Raw genomic sequence first — 16,318 nt, forward strand, 5'->3', positions numbered from 1 at the left:
GCCGTGGCGCGCGAGCTGATCGTCGAGGCGGACGGCGGTTCCCGGGGCAACCCGGGGCCGGCCGGCTACGGCGCGGTGGTCCTCGACCCGGCGAGCGGTGAGGCGCTGGCCGAGGCCGCCGAGTTCATCGGGACGGCGACCAACAACGTCGCCGAGTACAAGGGCCTGTTGGCGGGGCTGCGCGCCGCCAAGGCCCTGGACCCGGAGGCCGCCGTCCACGTCCGGATGGACTCCAAGCTCGTCGTCGAGCAGATGTCCGGCCGCTGGAAGATCAAGCACCCGGACATGAAGCCGCTGGCCGCCGAGGCCGCGTCGATCTTCCCGTCCGCCCAGGTCACCTACGAGTGGATCCCGCGCTCCCGGAACAAGCACGCCGACCGGCTCGCCAACGAGGCGATGGACGCGGGCAAGCGCGGCAAGCAGTGGGAGCCGCGCGACTCCCGGGCGGCGCTCGCCGGCCCGGTCGACGCGGCCCCCGCCCGCAGCGCCGCGGCCCGTGCGGCCGACGCCGCCGCCGAGGCCGCGGAGACGGCGACCGGTGGGGCCACCCCGCCGGTCGGCTGGGGCTCGCCGGATCTCGGCGTCCCCGCGACCTTCGTCCTGCTCCGGCACGGTGAGACCGCCCTGACGCCGCAGAAGCGCTTCTCCGGCAGCGGCGGGACCGACCCCGAACTCTCCGACGCCGGCCGCCGGCAGGCCGAGGCGACCGCCGCCGCGCTCGCCGCCCGCGGCACCATCCAGGCCGTGGTCAGCTCGCCGCTGCGCCGCTGCCAGGAGACGGCCGGGGCGGTCGCCGCCCGGCTCGGCCTCGACGTCCGCGTCGAGGACGGGCTCCGGGAGACCGACTTCGGTGCCTGGGAGGGGCTGACCTTCGCCGAGGTCCGCGAACGCTACCCCGACGACCTGGACGCCTGGCTCGGTTCGACCAAGGCGGCGCCCACCGGCGGCGGCGAGTCCTTCGCGACGGTCGCCCGCCGGGTCGCGGTCGCCCGCGACAAGCTGCTCTCCCGCTACGCCGGCAAGACCGTCCTGCTGGTCACCCACGTCACCCCGATCAAGACGCTGGTCCGTCTGGCGCTGGGCGCCCCGCCGGAGTCGCTGTTCCGCATGGAGCTCTCCGCGGCGTCCCTGACCGCGGTCGCGTACTACGCCGACGGCAACGCCTCGCTGCGGCTGCTGAACGACACCTCGCACCTGCGGTAGACGGCGCCCCGGCGCGCTCGCGTCGAACGCCTCCGGCCTGGCACACGGCGATCGTGTGCCGGGCCGGACGCGTTCGCGGGCGGTGCCGGTCGTACGGCGGGCGGCGCCGCGTTAGCCGCCCAGCGCCGCCGCCTCCCGGGCCAGCCCCTCGACCCGCGCCCAGTCCTTGGCGGCCAGCGCGTCCGCCGGCAGCATCCAAGTGCCGCCGACGCAGCCGACGTTGGGCAGCGCCAGGTACGAGGGGGCCGAGGCCGGGCCGATCCCGCCGGTCGGGCAGAAGCGGGCCTGCGGCAGCGGCGCGGCCAGCGACCTCAGATAGGCGGTGCCGCCCGCCGCCTCCGCGGGGAAGAACTTCAGCTCGGTGACCCCCTCGTCCAGCAGGGTCACCACCTCCGAGGCCGTCGAGACGCCCGGCAGGAACGGCAGTCCGGAGTCCCGCAGCGCGCCGAGCAGCCGAGGCGACCAGCCGGGGCTCACCAGGAACCGCGCCCCGGCCGCCCGGGCCGCCGCGACCTGCTGCGGGTCCAGCAGGGTCCCGGCGCCGACCGCCGCCTCCGGTACCTCGTCGGCGATGGCCGAGATCGCTTCCAGCGCGGCGGGCGTGCGCAGGGTCACCTCGATCGCCGGCAGCCCGCCGGCGACCAGTGCCCGGGCGAGCGGAACGGCGTCCGCGGCGTCCTGGAGGACCACGACCGGGATGACCGGGGCGAGGTCGAGGACCGAGGGGGACGAGGGCACGGGGGAGGGGGCGGCGTCAGTCACGCCGCCCATCCTGCGCCCGGCCCTCATCCTCCGCAACGGCCGTTGCGCATGTTGCAATGCGGGGGTCGGTTCGCCGATCCCTCACAGCTCCGTGACGATCACATCCAGCGCCCACGGCCTGCCGCCCTTCGCCGGGGCCTGCGCCTCCACCACGTACCCCAGCACGCGCAGCGCCTCCACCAGCTCCGCCGGATCCGCCGGCGCGGACCCCGCCATCAGCAGGTCCCGCACCAGCCGGCCCTTGGTCGCCTTGTTGAAGTGGCTGACCACCGACCGCTTCTCGACCCCGTTCACGATCTTCGACTGGAGCACCCGCACCGTCGCGGTCCGCCCGGCCGGCTCGCCCTTGGGCTTCCACGCCGTGGCGTACGCCGCCGACCGCAGGTCCAGCACCAGGCCCTCCCCGGCGGCCTCCGGCAGCACCTCCGCCATCGGCCCCCGCCAGAACGCGCCCAGCGCGCCCAGCCCCGGCAGCTTCACCCCCATCGAGCAGCGGTACGACGGGATCCGGTCGCCGATCCGCACGGCGCCCCACAGCCCCGAGAACACCAGCAGCGACCGCTCGGCCCGCTTCCGCGCCGCGGCGTCCAGCGAGGCCAGCCCCAGGGCGTCGTAGAGCACTCCGGTGTAGATCTCCCCGGCCGGCCGGGTGCCCGCCGTGCGCAGCCCCGCGTTCTTGGCGACCTCGCCCTTCAGGCCCTCGCTCAGCCCCAGAACCTCCTGCGCCTTGGCCGCGTCGGCCGCGCACAGCTCGACCAGCTCGGCCAGCACCTCCGTCCGCGCCGCGGTCAGCCCCGGCAGCGACAGCCCCTCCAGGTCCAGTGGCTTCCCGGTCCCTCCGGCGGCCTTCCCCTCCGACGGCGGCAACAGCACGAGCACGGTGTTTCTCCTTCACGGCAATACGGGCAGGGGGTGCGGCCCCGCCGAAAGCTTAGGGCGTGCCCGGGAAGCCCCACCGACCCGCCGCGGCCCCCGCCCGGCACCCGTACGCCGCGCCGGGAGCGCCCGGCGGTCATACGCTCGATTCCATGCCCCGTCGCCATATGCATGTGACCGACGCAGCGGAGGCCCCCCTCCGGGCCGCCCTGCACGAGCTGCGCGTGCGGCTGGAGATCCCCGACCACTTCCCGCCCACCGCCCAGGCCGAGGCGGAGAGCGCCGCCCGCGCCCCGCGCATCCCGGCCGGCGACGGCGAGGTGGTCACCGAGCACACCCTGGACGACGCCACCGACCTGCCCCTCTTCACCCTTGACCCGCCCGGTTCCCAGGACCTGGACCAGGCGATGTTCCTGTCCCGGCGGCGGGGCGGCGGCATCCGCGTCCACTACGCCATCGCCGACGTCGCCTCGTTCGTCACCCCGGGCGGCGCCCTGGACGCCGAGGCGCACCACCGGGTGGCCACCCTCTACTTCCCCGACGAGCGGGTCCCGCTGCACCCCACCGTGCTCAGCGAGGGCGCCGCCAGCCTGCTGCCCGACCAGGACCGCCCGGCCGTCCTGTGGCAGTTCGACCTCGACGCCGCCGGCGCGCTGACCGGCAGCACCGTCCGCCGCGCCCTGGTCCGCTCCCGCGCCCGCCTCGACTACCCGGGCGTCCAGCGCGCCCTCGACGACGGCACCGCCGAGGAGCCGCTCGCCCTGCTCCGCGAGATCGGGCTGCTCCGCGAGGAGCTGGCGGCGGCCCGCGGCGCGATCTCGCTCAACCTCCCCGAGCAGGAGATCGTCGAACGCGACGGCAGCTACACCCTCGCCTACCGCGCCCCGCTCCCGGCCGCCGCCTGGAACGCCCAGATCTCCCTGCTCACCGGCATGGCCGCGGCCGAGCTGATGCTCGCCGCCGGCACCGGCATCCTGCGCACCCTCCCGCCCCCCGGCCCGCAACCCCCTTCGAGCGGCGAGGACCCCGACCCCCCGACCGGCTCGGTCGCCCGGCTCCGCCTGACCGCACAGGCCCTCGGCGTCGAATGGCCCCACCACACCTCGTACGCGGCACTGATCCGCACCCTCGACCCGCGCCGCGCCGGCGACGCCGCGTTCCTCCAGGAGTGCACCACCCTGCTCCGCGGCGCCGGCTACACGGTCTTCGACGGCGGCGCCCCGCCGGCCGCCGGCGTCGTGCACGCCGCGGTCGCCGCCCCGTACGCGCACGCCACCGCCCCGCTGCGCCGGCTCGTGGACCGCTACACCTCCGAGCTCTGCCTGGCCGCCGCGGCCGGCCACGCCCCGCCCGGCTGGGTCCGCGCCGCCCTCTCCGCCCTCCCGCACGAGATGGAGACCGGTGCCCAGCACGCCAACCGGGTCGAGCGGGCCTGCGTCGACCTCGTCGAGGCGGCCCTGCTGCACGACCGGGTCGGCGAGACCTTCGAGGCCCTGGTCGTCGACCGGCACGCGGACGACCCGACCCAGGGCACCGTCCACCTCTGCGAACCGGCCGTCATCGGCCCCGTCCAGGCCGCCCCCGGCGGCGCCGAGCTGCCCCTCGGCCGGCGCATCAGGGTCCGCCTGGCCGGCGCCGAACCGGGCCGGGAACCGGTCCTCTTCACCCCGGTGTGACCGGCTCCGGGGCCATCGCCGCCCGCGCCGCCCGCATGGCATCCACCGCGCCCCGCACCGCACCCACCGCGCCCCGCGCGTCATCCGCATGGAACCGGACCGTGCGCACCGTCTCCCGCCGCCCCGACAGCCGCACCACGACCACCGGCTCGGCCAGCTCCACCGTCACCGAGGTCTGCCCGGCGATCGCCAACTCCAGCGGCCCGCCGTCCCCCTGTTCGCCGCCCGCGCCGCTCCCCGCGTCCTGCCGGGACCGCAGGTCGTACCGGACCGACGCGATCGACGCCAGCGGAATCCGCAGCTCCATCCGGGCACCGTTCCGCACCAGCAGGTCCTCCGCGCCCAGCACATGCGGCCGGGTCACCGCCGCGGCCTGGCTCCCCAGCACCAGCAGCACGGTGTAGACGTCGGCCACCAGCGCCACCGCGTGCAGGCCCGGACGGTCCCGCAACAGCATGCTCACCCCGACCGTCTCCACCACGAACACGAACGTCAGCCCGTACATCAGCGCCGCCTGCGCCCCCGCGTACGGCAGGGCCCGCGCCCCCTCCGGCACCTCCACCCGGCGCCGCGCCACCCAGCGCACCAGACTCGTCAGCCACCGCCCCTCGTGCCGCAGCAGCCGCCCCACCCGCTCCCCGAACCGCGCATCGTTCCGCGCGCTCATCGCGTTCCCTCCCCGATCATCCGCATCGCCACCCGCATCGCCTCCGCCTGCGCCGGCGCCAGCTCCGTCACCAGCAGCTCCGCCCAGACCCCGGTCGCCCGCCCCGCGTCCGCCACCGGCCCGGCCCCGGCGGCGATCGCCGTCACCACTCGGTCGGGCACGCACTCCACCAGCGCCCGCGCGGCCTCCACCACCCGCGGATCGTCCACCGCCGCCCCCGCCAGCTCGTCCAGCAGCCCGTACGCGGCATACGCCTGCTCCATCGAGCCCGGCGTCACGAACATCTCCCGCAGCGCCGCCGCCATCGCCCCCCGCGCCCGGCCGTCGCCCGACGCGTCCAGCAGGGCCAGCACCTCCCGCTCCCGCACCGCCATCGCCGGCTCCGGCCCCGGCAGCGTCGCCGACGTCCGCGCCATCTTCGCGAACACCTCGGCCAGTTGCTCCGACACCGGGCCCTCCTCCGGGAGCCCACCCGGCTCCTCGCCGCGCCGCAGCACCTCCGCCAACCGCGCCCGCCGGGCCCGGATCGCCTCCTCCTGCCGCGCCAGGTCCTCGTCCAGCTCCGCCAGCACCTCCGGCAGCTCCCGGCCGGCGTCGTCGGCCAGCACGTCCCGGACCTCCTCCAGCCCGAGCCCCAGCTCCGTCAGCCGCCGCACCCGCGCCAGCGCCACCGCGTCCCGCAGCCCGTACTCCCGGTACCCATTGGCCTTCCGCTGCGGCTCCGGAAGCAGCCCCAGGTGGTGGTAGTGCCGCACGGTCCGCGTGCTGACGCCGGCAAGCCCGGCGAGTTCCCCGATACGCATGAGCCCAGTAGAAACGTTGTCGCAACGGCAAGGTCAAGCCGCCGGAATCCGCCAGGTAGCATGGTCGGCACGGCGGACGAGCCGGCCGGGCGGCCGCGTGGGGATCATCGATCCTCCCGAGGAACGTCCGGGCTCCACAAGGCAGGGTGGTGGGTAACGCCCACCCGGGGTGACCCGCGGGACAGTGCCACAGAAAGCAAACCGCCCGGCGCTCAGGCGCTGGGTAAGGGTGAAACGGTGGTGTAAGAGACCACCAGTGCCCAGGGTGACCTGGGCAGCTAGGTAAACCCCACCCGGAGCAAGGTCAAGAGGGGCCGTCGGCTGATGGCCCTGCGCGGACGTACGAGGGCTGCCCGCCCGAGTCCGCGGGTAGACCGCACGAGGCTGCCGGCAACGACAGCCCTAGATGGATGGCCGCCTCCCGGCCGACCGCAAGGTCGCCCGGAGACAGAACCCGGCGTATAGGCCGGTCTCGTCCGCCCCACCTGGGATTTAGTCCCGGAAAGGGCCTCTGACCTGCGTCGGAGGCCCTTTCCGGTCTTTCGGGCCCTTGCCCGTTTAGGTAGCGGAAAGTCCCCGGAAAGTCCCCCTGACAGACCGGAAAGTCCCCGAAAAGTCCCCGGGATGGGCTGCCTGGCGAGCCCTCTGAACAGGCGATTCGACGTATGGCGCCACGGGGGAAGGCACTGTTCGCCGAGAGGCTCGATAACCGGACGGCTGCCGGTCACGTCGCACGTCACACGCCGTGGGAATCAGACGAACACCGGTTGACGAACCGGCGTGCACCGGAACACCGAAACCGCGAGGAGGAGGTGCTCGCCTGTCAGGACGCTGGCCGGCGGCACGACGTACCTGAAGCGCTGACTGGAGCCGCTGCCCGGCAGCGAATGGTGGGCTCCGGCCGACGTGGCCGGGCGCCTGACTCCACCGTTGTCCGGGGGTCGGCAAGTGGAGATTTCACTGTGGCTGCGCTGTCTGCTCCTCGGCCAGATCGGTGTCCGTGGTGTCTGCTTGCATGGGGCTGCAGCTGCGGCCAGGGCAGCTTGAACATGGGCCACGCCCTCGTGTGTGTCCTGTTCGGCTTCTTCCTGGCGGGGAGTTCCGCAGCGCCGAGCATCAGGGACGGTGTGCAGGGCGCGGTCCAGCTGATCAAAGAGATCGACTTCTAGACCGACCGTCGGGGCGCTGGCGAGGTTCTGGATCCCCTCCCTTTACCCCTGGGTCCTGACGGTCTTCCACTTCCGGACGTGACGCGAGGACTCTTGATGAAGCCGATACCAACTGTGCCCCTGAGCCTGGCTGTGGGTACGGCCACCGCCGAGCGAGGGCGTCGTGAGTCGTAGACCGGCTCTGGACCGGCATCCGGCCCGCGATGACGCTCAGTTGCGGGTGGTGGTCGAGGACGCGGCGATGGGCCGCTGGGAAGGTGCCCGGGGACTGCTGGCTGCAACGGGCGCAGACTGGGACCGGCGCATCTTCCGCCTTCAGGTCCTCGCCCGTGTCGGAGCGCGGCTGACGTTTGCTGAAACGTGGGCGCAAGCCGAACCGCAGTCGCCGCATGCTCTTGCCCTTCTGGCCCATGTGCTTGCTCTGCGGTCGAGGGCGGGGCCGCAGTGAGGCGATGGAACTGGCATGGGACGCCTGTGACGCAGCCGCCGACAGGATGCCGAGCGACCCCTCGCCGTACGTGGTGATGCTCGCATTGACCCGCTTTCACTGGCCTCCCCAGGACCCCGAGCGGCGCGCGACGGTGCGACAGCTGTGGCAGCAGGTGATCGAGCGCGACCCGTGGAACCGGGAGGCGCACCATGAACTCCTCACCTACCTGTTCCCCTCCTGGCACGGCACCGGAGGGGAGATGTTCCACTGGGTGCAGGAACGGTGCACTCACGCCCCGCGCGGCCTGCCGGCGCATGTCCTGCCCCTGGTCGCCCTCGCCGAGTCGCACCGGCAGCGGATGGAAGTGGAGGGGCACCAGTACGGACTGACCGTTCACCCCTGGACGGACAATCCGTCGACCTGGCAGGCGTGGGACAACTGGTGGTCCTACCGAGACCCGAACCGTCCTCACGCCGCATTCCACGAAGACGCTAACTACCTCGCCCACGCACTGTCGTTCGCGAACCGGCATCGCGAAGCCGGTGAAGTCTTCGACGCCATCGGCCCGTACGCCACCGACGTGCCATGGAGCTACTGGGGAGACGCCTCAATGCTGTTCAACCGCCACCGCGCCTGGGCTGTCAAAGCCTCCGCGCCGTAGTCCGCACCGCCGCAACTGAGCCGCAGCCGTCCCATCAGTTAGTGCCGACGAAGATGAAGGAATCACCCGAATGCCCCTGGATATACTGAGCGTTACGCCTTCGGAAGAAGAGCGTCTCGCCGAACTCGGCATCACCCAGACCCTGGACCGTTCGATGTCCGGGCGTCAGAACTTCGCCGTCTCGTTCACCTTCATCAGCATCCTCTCCGGCTGCCTGACCATGTACGGCTTCGGCATGAACACCGGCGGCCCTGCCCTGATCATGTGGGGCTGGGCCATCGTTGGGCTGATGACCCTCTTCGTCGGGCTGGCCATGGCGGAAGTCTGCTCCAGCTACCCGACGAGCGCCGGCTTGTATTTCTGGGCCCACAAGCTCGCTCCCCACAGGTCGGCGGCTGCCTGGGCATGGTTCACCGGCTGGTTCAACACCCTCGGCCAGGTCGCCGTCACCGCAGGCATCGAATTCGGCGCCGCCTCATTCCTCAACGCCTACCTGAATCTTCAGTTCGGCTACGCCGCCACCCCCGGGCACACCATCACGCTCTTCGGCGTCATCCTGGTGCTGCACGCCGTCGTGAACACCTTCCGTGTGCGCGTCGTGGGTTTCTTCAACACTGTCAGTGTCTGGTGGCACCTGATCGGCGTGGTAGTGATCGTCGGCGTGCTCCTGCTCGTCCCCGACCACCACCAGTCCCCGAAGTTCGTGTTCACCGAGTTCGTCAACTCGTCAACAACACTGGCTGGGGCTCTGCCGTCTACGTCGGCTTGATCGGCTTGTTGATGGCCCGGTACACCGTCACCGGGTACGACGCCTCCGCCCACATGACGGAGGAGACGAAGAACGCCTCTGTGTAGGGACCGAAGGGCATCGTCCGCTCCATTCTTGTCTCCTGGGCGGCCGGTTTTGTCCTGCTGTTCGGCCTGACCTTCGCCATCCAGTCCTACACCGGCGCGCTGGAGTCGAAGACGGGGGTGCCGCCGGCGCAGATCTTCATGGACGCTTTGGGCAAGAGCGCAGGCAACATGATGTTGCTTATCGTCATCGGCGCCCAGCTGTTCTGCGGCATGGCATCGGTGACGGCCAACTCCCGGATGATCTACGCCTTCTCCCGCGACGATGCCCTGCCCTTCTCCAAGGTGTGGCACAAGCTGCACCCGGGGACTCGGACCCCGACCAACGCGGTCTGGCTCGCCGCCGGCGGCGCCTTCGTCCTCGGCCTGCCCTACCTGTTCAACAGCACACTCGCTGACCACGGCGGCAGCGACGTCCGAGGGGCTCTACGAGGCGGCCGGCTGGCGTCAGAGTTTCAGTTCGTGGGTCTCCAGCCAGCTGTTGAGCTGCACCATGAATTCAAGCCCGGTGCGCGACGGCCAGCCGTCCGTATTCTGTCGACCGGAACCATCGTGATCGATAAAGGAATACACCGGGACGCTGGGGTCGGCGGCCAGCCGATCGAATTCGGCGCGCAGTGCGGAATCGTAGCGCGGATCGTGGCTTATCGGATACGCGCTCTTCTTCCGTTCCACGATGCTGTTCGGGAGTAGATCGCGGGTCGCTGCCCGCAACAGACTCTTTTCTCTTCCGTCGAAGAACTTCATCGACCATGGCACATTGAAGGCGTATTCGACGAGCCGGTGGTCACAGAACGGTACGCGTACTTCGAGTCCGACCGCCATGCTCATCCGATCTTTCCGGTCGAGTAAAAACGGCACGAAGCGGGTGATACTGAGATAGCTCACCTCTCGAATGCGTCGCTCCATGGCATCTTCACCGGGCAGTACCGGTACCTCGGCCAGTGCTTCGGAATACCGCTGGGCACGGTAGCCTTCGATATCCAGCCCGGCGACCAATCCCGGGTCCAACAACCCTGAGAGCATGGGCATCAGGTCGTATCCGGCGGCCACCCAGGGGAAGGTGTTCGCGTTGCGCAGCTCCGAAACGTGGAACCATACATAGCCCCCGAACAGTTCGTCGGCTGCCTCTCCGGACAGGGCCACCGTTGACCGCTCGCGAATCGCCCGGAACAACAAGTACAGCGAGGCGTATCCGTCACCGAGCATCGCGGCGGGCGAATCGTATGCCTTCGGCACTATGGCCCGGATGCGTGGGTCGGTGAGTTCTTCGAGGTTGAGCACCAGATTGGTGTGGTCAGCGGCCACATGGCCGGCCATCTCGGTGGCGAATGGGGCATCCGGGGAATTGTGTACCACGTTCGCGGTGAAATCCCGCTCGTTCCCGGCGAAGTCGACAGAGAACGAACGAACCGGGCCTGCCCCGCGTTCGGCGAGCGAACGGGCGGCCAGGGCGGTCACCGCGCTGGAATCCAGCCCACCGGAAAGCAGGGTGCACAGCGGGACATCGGCGATGAGCTGACGTTCGATGACGTCTTCGAGCAGCTCGCGCACCGTCCGCACGGTGGTGTCCACATCATCGGTGTGTTCGCGCGCCTCTAGTGCCCAATAACGCTGGATACGCAATCCCGCGCGGCCGAGGCGGAGCAGGTGACCGGGGCGGAGTTCATACATGCCATGGAAAATCGCGTGTTCCGGGGTTTTGACGCCTGCCAGCAGTTCGCGCAGCCCGTCTTGGTCCACGACCGGGCGCACCTCAGGATGCGCGAGTATAGTTTTGGCCTCCGAGCCGAACAGCAGCCCGCGCCTTGTGGGGTAGTAGTACAGCGGTTTGATGCCGAGCCGGTCGCGCACGAGTACCAGCTCCTCGGTGCGGGCGTCCCAGATACCGAACGCGAACATTCCTTTCAGCTTGTCCGCCATGGCCGCCCCCCATTGCAGATAGGCGTGCAGGACGACCTCGGTATCGCTTTCGGTACGGAAACGGTGCCCGAGCTGGCGCAGCTCCGCGCGTAACTCGCGGTAGTTGTACACCTCGCCGCTGTAGGTGACGGCCACCAGCGTGCGGCCGTCGTGTTCGACGGTCATCGGCTGGACCCCGCCTTCCAGATCAATCACCGCAAGGCGCCGGTGGCCCAAGCCGATATGGGTGTCTGTCCAGTACCCCTGCGCGTCCGGTCCCCGACAGGCCATCGTGTCGGCCATGTCCCGCAGCACGCCCTGCGCGCTGCTCATATCCCGCTCGAAATCCACCCAGCCCGTTATGCCGCACATGAAATCCTCGCTCTCTCCTCGATTTGCGTCAGGCCAGTCGGCGGCGAATCGCCTGAGAACAGTGGCAAAGGTTTGTCCGGTCGGAAATGCATGGTTCGGAGGTTGCGGGGCTCTTACCAGGTAACCGGGAATTCATGGATGCCGTAGATGTCCGCGTCATTCTTGAATGATAAATCCTCGGTCGGTATTGCAGAGCGCAATGTGGGGATGCGTCGTAGCAGGGTCGCGTAGACGATTTCCAGCTCCATTCGGGCAAGGTTTTGCCCGAGGCATTGGTGTGCTCCGTAACCGAACGCCAGTTGGTGACGGGCTCTGCGCTGTATATCCAGCTCGTTGCCGTCGGGAAATAAAGCAGGATCGCGGTTGGCTACGTTGCAGAGTGCGACAAGGACATCTCCTTCCTTTATCAGGGTGCCGCCGAGTTCGACGTCCTCGGTGGCCACGCGCGTGGGGATGAACTCGGCGATGGTGAAATAGCGCAGGAGCTCTTCCACGGCGACCGGGATTTTACTCGGATCCGCGCGCAGGATTTCCGCGTCGTTCGGGCGATCGATCAGGATCATGGCTCCGAGTGAGATCATGTTCGCGGTGGTCTCGTGCCCGGCGACCAGGAGAAGGAACGCCATGCGTACCAAATCTTCGTGCCGATATGTGCCTGCTTCGCGTAATTTCACGATCTGTCGTCCGAGCAGATCGTCGGTCGGCTCGACCTCTTTCCTGGTGATGAGATCGCTGAGGAACTCAAGGAGTTCATCGAGCGCGCACAGGCGCTCCTCGGCCGAAGCGCCGCGCAGGAGCAGCTTGTTGGAGCGGGCCTGGAAGAACTCATGGCCTTCGTAGGGCACGCCCAGTTGCTCGCAGATCACCAGGGAGGGAACGGGCAGTGAAAGTGCGCCGACCAGGTCCACTGGATTCGGTCCGGCCAGCATCGAGTCAATGCGGTCATCCACAATCTGCTGAATGCGCGGCTGCAATGCTTTCATGCGTTTCAGGGTAAATTCTCCGGTCACCGAGCGGCGGGCGTCCCGGTGTTCCGTCCCGTCCATGGAAATCATCGTGCGGCGGAAATTTCCCGGCTGTCCGTCGACCTGGAACGGAAAACCCTGCTTTTCCCGGTCGGCGCTGAACCGGCTGTCGGCGAGCATGGTGCGGATATCGGAGTGGTTGCTCACCGCCCAGACCGGTGCACCGGGCGCCAGGGTCGCCAAGGTGACCTGGGCGGGGTGGCCCTGCTGCTGGAATCCGATGTGCTGCGCATTCGGGGAGTGTGGGCAGCTGCGGGCGATTTCCAATTCTTGAACGTGCGCTGTCGAGGCGTGTTTCGAAGTGGTCACGGGCTTCCCTTTCTCAGGCACGTACGTCGAGGGACACAACGCGGCGGACTCAGGATTGGCCGGCCGGCTCGCCGTGGCCCTGCCACGGCCGGGCGAGCGTGAGCAGAGCCACCGCGGAGAGGAGAACAGAGCCCAGCACCACGACGGCCGTTGACATGGCGGTGGTGTTGCCCAGAACACCGGGCAGAGGCGCGGCCGCGGCGCCGAGCACGAACTGGGCGCCACCGAGCATGCCGGAAGCGGCTCCGGGGGCATCGCTACCGACCGCGAGGACGATGGTGGTCGACGCGGGCAGCAGGAGCCCGAACCCGAAGGTGAAGCCGAACAGGCAGGCCCATGTGGCCGGGAACGTGCTGATGCCGATGCCGAGCAGGGCCACCAGCGTGATCAGGGAGACGACGGTGAGGGCTACGCCGATGGCGAGCAGGGAGTTGAGACGTACGCGCCCGGCCAGCCGTCCGAATATTGCACCGGCCACCACGGTGCCGACGGCGTTCGTGGCGAAGACGAGGCTGTACGCAGTGGGCGACAGGCCGTAGGCACCTTCGAAGACGAAGGGCGATCCAGTGATGTACGCGAACAGGGCGGCCAGTCCACACCCCATGACGAGGAGATAGCCGACCATTTCGCGACGCCTGAGCAGTCCGCCCATCGCGGCGAACACGGATCGCAGACCGCCGGCCCGGCGCCGCTCGACGGGCAGTGATTCGGGAACCCACGCCCAGACCGCGGTCATCAACAGCAGCCCGGTCACGGCCAGCGCCACGAACACCAGGCGCCATGAGCCAACGTCGAGAAGGATGCCTCCGGCCACCGGCGCCAGAACCGGCGCGGTCGACCCGATCACGCTCAGTGTCGTGAGCTGGCGTGCTGCGCGGGTGCCGGTGAACCGGTCGCTGACGACCGCCCGTCCGATGACGATCCCTGCGCTGCCCGCGATCCCCTGCAGCAGCCGGGCCATGTCGAACACGGCGATGGACGGGGCGAGCGCGCAGACCAGGGACAGCACGCTGAACATGCCGCAGCCGGCCAGGAGCAGGCGTCGCCGCCCCATCGCGTCGCTAACTGGGCCGAGCACGACCTGGCCGACGGCGAGCCCGACGAGGCAGGCCGTCAGGGAGAGTTGGACGTCCGTTTTCGAGGTTCCGAACGAGGTGACGATCTCCGGGAAGCCGGGCGCGTACATGTCGATGGCGAACGGCGACACCGCCGAGAGTCCGCCAAGGACGATGATCAAACGCCCCGTTCCGGTCCGAGGGGGCGCGGTGTCGATGCTGACGGTCATCGGTCTCCATCCGTGAGTCCTGCGGTGAGGGAAACCTGAGCATGCGGGAAGGCTGCCCTGTGCCGTGTCGCGGCTGCCGACGCGACCGCGCCGGGGCCGTCGCCGCCACTGGCCGGTGCGGCCGCTACGCGTCACATCGTCGGCGCGGGGCCCGTGCCGCGGTGTGGAGCAAGGGGCCCGAGGGTGTGGAGAGCGGTGCTTCCGCGGCGGGCGTCAGGAGTGCGCCCGCCTGAACCGGGCGGGGGAGACGCCCCGGTCGCGCCGGAAGGCGTAGCCAAAGTTGGTGGGCGAGGCGTAGCCGACCTCGTGCCCGATCCGGGCCACCGGCCAGTCGGTCTCGACGAGCAGAGCCGCGGCCCGGTCGAGGCAGCGACGCCGGTGGTACTCCCTTACCGATGTCCCGTACAGCGCGCGGAACCCGGTGGTGAGGCGCCGGACCGACATCGACGACGCGCGGGCCAGGTCGGCCAGCGTGGGCGGTGCGTGGCGTTGCTGCCAGAGCAGTTCGGGGACACGGCGCAGCGCGGCCACCTCGTGGTCGTCCAGGGCGCGGTCCCCGGCGCCCGCGGACGGCCCGGTGAGCGTGAGCCCGTCGATCAGTGCGGCCAGCGCCGCCGCGAGCCGGGATTCCATGAACAGCAGGCGCCCCGGGTTCGACCGCCGGTGCAGGAAGAGCTCCTCCAGGGGCCCGGACACCGGGCGCAGTGCGGCGGACCGGCCCAGATAGCGCTCGCGCGCGACGTTCTCCGGTCCGATGGCGGGGAGGGCACCGGCGCCGACGCTTCCGAGATAGGACTCCAACCCGGTCCAGGTCCCGGTGATCGACACCGCTCGGTACCGCTCGCCGTCGCCGTGTGCGACGACACCCTCGGTGGCGCACCGGGGGCTCAGCGACACCGAGCCGGCGTGCAGGGCGCCGGTGCCGGCGTCGGCCTCGCTGACCTGCATGCGTCCGTCGACGCAGTGCTCCAGCTCGAAGTGGTCACCAGGGAAGGTGTATCCGACCTGGTGCCCTCCGACGAACGCGACGTCGTAGCGCACTATGTGGAACCCGCTGCGTAACGACGTCACCTCGATCGTGCCGTCGCCGACCTCCGGCCGGAGCCGGTGCCGGACGGTGCCGTCCCGGCCCTCGTCGGCCTGGGCGATCGATGCGTAGTACGCCGCGTACGTCGCGTCCAACGCGGTGGAACCGGCCGCGCCGATGAGCTGGTGAAACCGGGTCATAGTGCGCACGTTAGCCTTCCCTCAGCGCTGTGAACATCTACTTCTCTGTCAGGCGATACGCGGCCGGGCGTCGGTGAGTGATCTGGTGAGCGAGTCGTAGACCCGCGCCATGCCGTGGTGGCTTAGGTTGGGCTCCGGGTTCCACGGGCCGAGCTGACCGGCGCGGACGGCGGGGAGGCTCCGCCACAGGCCATTGGCGCTCAAATCCGCTGCCTGAAGGCTGCTGGAGCGCACGTCGAGGAGGATGAGGTCGGCCGGATAGCGGTCGACGAGCTCCCAGGAGAGCTTTTCCATGTAACGGGTGCCGCCGGTGGGTTTGACGACGTCCAGGCCGAGGCCTGCGAAATCGCCGATCGACGGGAATCCCGCTTTGCTGACCCTGATGCCGTCCTGGTCGGCCGAGGCGAAGAGGACCCGTAGCCCGGGCTTGCCGGCGATGGCCCGGCGGGCCCTGTCGCGGGCGGCGGTGTAGGCCGCCTTCCCGCGTCGCAGCTCCGGTGTGGTGAAGTCGGCTCCGAGGGCGGCGGCGAGGTCGGCGTAACGCCGCACGGCAGTGCCGACCCTGGCTCCGTAGACCTCTATGGACACTACAGGGGCCAGCTTTTCGGTGAGTTCGAGGCTGCTCGGGTCGATCTGGGGCGCACCGTACTGGAGGGGGTCGACGACGAGCTCCGGGTGCAGCCTCCCCAGCCGCTCGACACTGATATGCCCCCAGGTGGCGCCGACCGTGGCCACGCGACTCAGGTCCACCTCGCCGAGTACGGTGACGTCCTTGTTGCCCCCCTGCTTCCGTAAGGCGCCATAGACGCCGACCGGGCGGATTCCGTAGTCCCACAGGGCCGCGGCCGCGGTGGCATAGGCCACGATGCGCCGCGGGCGGTTCGCCAGCCGGACCGTCCGGTGGGCGTCATCTGAGAAGCTCCAGGTGCTTTCGCGGACCGGGGCGGTCTGTCTACGGCCGGCCTCCGGGGGCGAGCAGCCCGCCGTGCCGAGCGCGAAGAGTCCGAGGGCGCCGGCGGTCAGGAACCGGCGACGGTCGGGCAGGGGCGGCATAGGTCTCCTCAGGTCCACGGGGTGTTCACGGCTGGGTGTTCAAGGA

At 70.1% G+C, this 16,318-nt stretch carries 12 protein-coding genes, 1 other RNA gene and 1 pseudogene; 5 read left to right on the forward strand and 9 right to left on the reverse strand.

From position 1 onward, the window contains the following. Positions 1-3 precede the first annotated feature (3 nt). On the forward strand, positions 4-1,203 hold the full coding sequence (locus SNOUR_RS27605; protein ID WP_067352170.1) for a bifunctional RNase H/acid phosphatase: 1,200 nt from the start codon (positions 4-6) through the stop codon (positions 1,201-1,203). Between the two features lie 111 nt (positions 1,204-1,314). Here SNOUR_RS27605 and eda read toward each other — a convergent pair whose 3' ends face one another. Together eda and yaaA are read right to left on the reverse strand one after the other, a co-directional pair. Beyond that, a complete protein-coding gene (gene eda / locus SNOUR_RS27610; RefSeq protein ID WP_067352173.1) occupies positions 1,315-1,974 on the reverse strand; it encodes a bifunctional 4-hydroxy-2-oxoglutarate aldolase/2-dehydro-3-deoxy-phosphogluconate aldolase in 660 nt (219 codons plus the stop codon). Between the two features lie 72 nt (positions 1,975-2,046). Next, positions 2,047-2,844, reverse strand: a complete 798-nt coding sequence (yaaA, locus tag SNOUR_RS27615) for a peroxide stress protein YaaA (protein ID WP_067352176.1) — start codon at positions 2,842-2,844, stop codon at positions 2,047-2,049. 149 nt (positions 2,845-2,993) lie between these two features. On the opposite strand from yaaA, the gene SNOUR_RS27620 reads away from it, so the two are divergent. After that, positions 2,994-4,517, forward strand: a complete 1,524-nt coding sequence (locus SNOUR_RS27620; RefSeq protein ID WP_067352179.1) for an RNB domain-containing ribonuclease — start codon at positions 2,994-2,996, stop codon at positions 4,515-4,517. Here the strand turns inward: SNOUR_RS27620 and SNOUR_RS27625 are convergent. Then, positions 4,504-5,184, reverse strand: coding sequence for a hypothetical protein (locus SNOUR_RS27625; protein ID WP_067352182.1), 681 nt, complete (start codon positions 5,182-5,184; stop codon positions 4,504-4,506). The genes SNOUR_RS27620 and SNOUR_RS27625 overlap by 14 nt on opposite strands. Further along, positions 5,181-5,987, reverse strand: a complete 807-nt coding sequence (locus tag SNOUR_RS27630; protein ID WP_067352184.1) for a MerR family transcriptional regulator — start codon at positions 5,985-5,987, stop codon at positions 5,181-5,183. Before SNOUR_RS27630 ends, SNOUR_RS27625 begins: the two co-directional genes overlap by 4 nt. Positions 5,988-6,064: 77 nt before the next feature. Here SNOUR_RS27630 and rnpB point away from each other — a divergent pair. From rnpB to SNOUR_RS27645, 3 genes and pseudogenes are all read left to right on the forward strand, one after another. Continuing rightward, positions 6,065-6,466: RNase P RNA component class A (gene rnpB / locus SNOUR_RS27635), an RNA gene on the forward strand. Positions 6,467-7,608: 1,142 nt separating this feature from the next. Continuing rightward, positions 7,609-8,247 carry a hypothetical protein gene (locus SNOUR_RS27640; protein WP_067352186.1) on the forward strand — a complete coding sequence of 213 codons (639 nt, stop codon included), beginning with the start codon at positions 7,609-7,611 and terminating at the stop codon, positions 8,245-8,247. A 70-nt stretch (positions 8,248-8,317) separates the two neighbouring features. After that, a pseudogene (locus SNOUR_RS27645) lies at positions 8,318-9,489 on the forward strand (amino acid permease); the annotation flags it as partial. A 57-nt stretch (positions 9,490-9,546) separates the two neighbouring features. On the opposite strand, the gene asnB reads toward SNOUR_RS27645, so the two are convergent. From asnB to SNOUR_RS27670, 5 genes are all read right to left on the reverse strand, one after another. Continuing rightward, complete coding sequence (gene asnB, locus SNOUR_RS27650; RefSeq protein ID WP_067352189.1) at positions 9,547-11,373, reverse strand: asparagine synthase (glutamine-hydrolyzing); 1,827 nt, start codon at positions 11,371-11,373, stop codon at positions 9,547-9,549. A gap of 113 nt (positions 11,374-11,486) precedes the next feature. Then, a complete protein-coding gene (locus SNOUR_RS27655) occupies positions 11,487-12,707 on the reverse strand; it encodes a cytochrome P450 (RefSeq protein WP_067352191.1) in 1,221 nt (406 codons plus the stop codon). Between the two features lie 49 nt (positions 12,708-12,756). Beyond that, positions 12,757-13,992 (reverse strand): multidrug effflux MFS transporter, encoded by a 1,236-nt coding sequence (locus SNOUR_RS27660; RefSeq protein ID WP_067352194.1) that lies wholly within the window; start codon positions 13,990-13,992, stop codon positions 12,757-12,759. A gap of 213 nt (positions 13,993-14,205) precedes the next feature. Continuing rightward, the gene (locus SNOUR_RS27665) at positions 14,206-15,219 is read right to left on the reverse strand and encodes a helix-turn-helix transcriptional regulator (RefSeq protein ID WP_067352195.1); all 1,014 of its coding nucleotides are present in this window, start codon (positions 15,217-15,219) and stop codon (positions 14,206-14,208) included. Positions 15,220-15,267: 48 nt separating this feature from the next. Next, positions 15,268-16,272: an ABC transporter substrate-binding protein gene (locus SNOUR_RS27670; RefSeq protein ID WP_067352199.1), complete on the reverse strand. Its 1,005-nt coding sequence runs from the start codon at positions 16,270-16,272 to the stop codon at positions 15,268-15,270. Positions 16,273-16,318 lie beyond the last annotated feature (46 nt).

Origin of the sequence: Streptomyces noursei ATCC 11455, from assembly GCF_001704275.1 — a bacterium.
Taxonomy (GTDB): domain Bacteria; phylum Actinomycetota; class Actinomycetes; order Streptomycetales; family Streptomycetaceae; genus Streptomyces; species Streptomyces noursei.